The sequence below is a fragment of the Paraconexibacter sp. genome, assembly GCF_041602235.1.
In the GTDB taxonomy this organism is placed as follows: Bacteria; Actinomycetota; Thermoleophilia; order Solirubrobacterales; family Solirubrobacteraceae; genus Paraconexibacter.
The window spans coordinates 1-2,343 of record NZ_JBFIGP010000422.1 but is presented as its reverse complement, the minus strand read 5'-3'; the positions used below and the strand labels follow the sequence as shown (position 1 = coordinate 2,343).

Annotated in this window: 4 protein-coding genes; all 4 read right to left on the bottom strand. The window is 71.7% G+C overall.

Going from position 1 to position 2,343, the window contains the following annotated elements:
* Positions 1-128: 128 nt before the first annotated feature.
* Entirely contained in the window at positions 129-959 is an 831-nt protein-coding gene (locus ABYE80_RS19885) for an Fpg/Nei family DNA glycosylase (RefSeq protein ID WP_372792044.1), read from the bottom strand.
* Between the two features lie 30 nt (positions 960-989).
* Positions 990-1,232 (bottom strand): ferredoxin family protein, encoded by a 243-nt coding sequence (locus ABYE80_RS19880; protein ID WP_372792043.1) that lies wholly within the window; start codon positions 1,230-1,232, stop codon positions 990-992.
* Positions 1,229-2,155 carry a CoA-binding protein gene (locus ABYE80_RS19875; protein WP_372792042.1) on the bottom strand — a complete coding sequence of 309 codons (927 nt, stop codon included), beginning with the start codon at positions 2,153-2,155 and terminating at the stop codon, positions 1,229-1,231. The genes ABYE80_RS19880 and ABYE80_RS19875 overlap by 4 nt, the downstream gene beginning before the upstream one ends.
* Positions 2,152-2,343, bottom strand: a 192-nt coding sequence (locus tag ABYE80_RS19870) for a hypothetical protein (protein WP_372792041.1), incomplete at its 5' end; no start/stop codon positions are given. The genes ABYE80_RS19870 and ABYE80_RS19875, both read right to left, overlap by 4 nt.

The following is a 2,343-nucleotide window of genomic DNA, read 5'->3' as shown; positions in this document are numbered from 1 at the left end:
TCGACGCGGCCGACATCAGCGGGGGGCCGATCGCGCGGGTGCTGCTGCCGGAGCGGATCTCGAGCGGGACCCACACGGTGTGGGCGCCCGAGCACGCGCTGGGCTGACCGAGCGCGCGCGTCCGCCCCTCAGGTCTGCTCGACCGGGCACCACCAGGTGGTCCGGCCGCCCACCGTCGCCCGGACGAGGTCCGCGGCGCAGCGCGGACACGTGCCGCCACGGCGGCGGTGGGGGATCAGCTCGCCGGTGTGGACGCCGCCACGCTTGATCGCGGCGCGCGTCGTCCGCCGCATCACCGTCCACAGGCGCGCGAGCTCCTCGGCGTCGAGCTCGCCGGCCGGACGCACGGGGGAGAGGGAGGCCTGCCACAGCGTCTCGTCGGCCAGGAGGTTCCCGACACCGGCGATCACGGACTGGTCCATGATCCGCGCCTTCAGCGGCGCCGCGCCGGAGCCCACGCGGGCGGCGAGCTCCGCCTTGCCGACCTCCAGCGCATCGGGGCCCAGGGCGTCGAGACGCGGATCCAGGACCGCGCGGCCGAGGCGGCGCTTGTCGAAGAGCAGCAGCTCGCCGCCGTCCGCGAAGCCGAGGGTGAACCTCGCCCACTGCGGGTTCGTCGCGAAGCCCGGATCGGGATGCCCGGCCGCGCCGCTGTAGCCGCTCGTGGGGCCGTCGCCGACCGGGTCCCCGGCGTAGTGGTCGTCGACGATGATGCGCCCGGCCATGCCCAGGTGCAGGCCCAGGGAGGGCCCGTCGCCGCCATCGGTCTCGCACCACATGGACTTGCCGATGCGGCACGCCGCCGTGAGCGTGCGCCCGCACAGCGCGTCGGCGAGCTCGCCGGGACCGTGCGGCCGGCACACGTAGGAGTCGCGGTCGTCGACCGCGGCGATCTCCCGGTGCAGCGCGCGTGCCTCGATGAGCGCGCGCGCTGCCTCCACCTCGGGAAGCTCAGGCACCGGGGATCAGGACCGGCGACGGGACGGCTGCTAGCGCAGCGCGACCCCGTCCTCGTACAGCTTCAGGACCGACACGCCGCCCGCGGGCACCGCGTCGTAGCAGAGGCCGCAGAGCACGCACTCGTCGAGGTTCTCCTGGACGATGTCGACGCCGCCGTCGGTGCCCTTGAAGATGCCGACGGGGCAGACCTCGTCGAGCTTCGCGCCGAGCGCCGGGTCGGAGGCGACCGCGTCGCTCACCTCGACCGCGATGAACACGTCGTCCTTCCTCATGCTGCGCTCCTCTCGGCGATGGCCTTCTTGACCATCTCGGGGATCTCGTCGATCCGCTCGACCACCGGGATCCCGGCCTCCTGCAACCGCGCGATCTTCTCGGTCGCGCTGTCCTCCTTGCCCTCCACGATGGTGCCGGCGTGGCCGAAGGACATGCCCTGCATCTCGTCGTCGTCCATGAACTTGCCGGCCATGAACGCGATGATCGGGAGCCGCGAGTCGTTCTCCTTGACCCACGCGGAGAGCTGGGCCTCCATGCGGCCGCCCGGCTCGGTGTAGATGACGATGGCCTGCGTCTGCTCGTCGGCCTCGAAGTACGGCATGAGCTCTGCGTAGGTGGAGCCGATGATCGCGTCGCCGCCGATCGAGACCGCCGTCGACACGCCGAGACCGGCGGCCGTCAGGGTCGAGGAGATCTCGGTCGTCATGCCGCCGGAGCGGCTCATCACGCCGACCGCGCCCGGCTGGTAGGCCTGCGCGGCGTTCTTGGCGGGACCGCCGATGCCGCCCATCTTGGCGACGCCCGGCACGATGAGGCCCAGGCAGTTCGGCCCGATGATGCGAGCGTCCCGCTCGTTAGCGAGCTCGACCATCGCGGCGACGTCCCGGCGCGGGATGCGCTCGGTGACGATGACGATCGTCTTGATGCCTGCGTAGAGCGCCTCGAAGACGGCGTCCTTGGTGCCGGCAGGGGGCACGGTCACGACCGACCCGTCCGGGATGGCGCCGCCGCCTGCCTCGATGAGCTGCTCGATGGTGTCGAACACGGGCACGCCGTGGACCTCGCGGCCCTTGCGGCCCGGCGTGACGCCGCCGACGATCTTGGAGCCGTAGTCCAGGCACTCACGCGTGAGGTTGATGGCCTCGCGCCCGGTGATGCCCTGGATGATGAACGTGGTGTTCTCGTTGATGAGGATGCTCATGCTGCGGCTCCCTGGATCTTGGCGACGGCGCGGCCGGCCGCGTCCCAGAGGGAGACGGAGCGGTCGCAGTACTCGATGCCGTACTTGTCGAGGATCTTGAAGCCCTCGTCCTCCCAGGCGCCGGGGATCCGGAAGATCGCGATCGTCTCGGCCGGGTCCTTGCCGAGCTCCAGGCACGCCTTGATGAC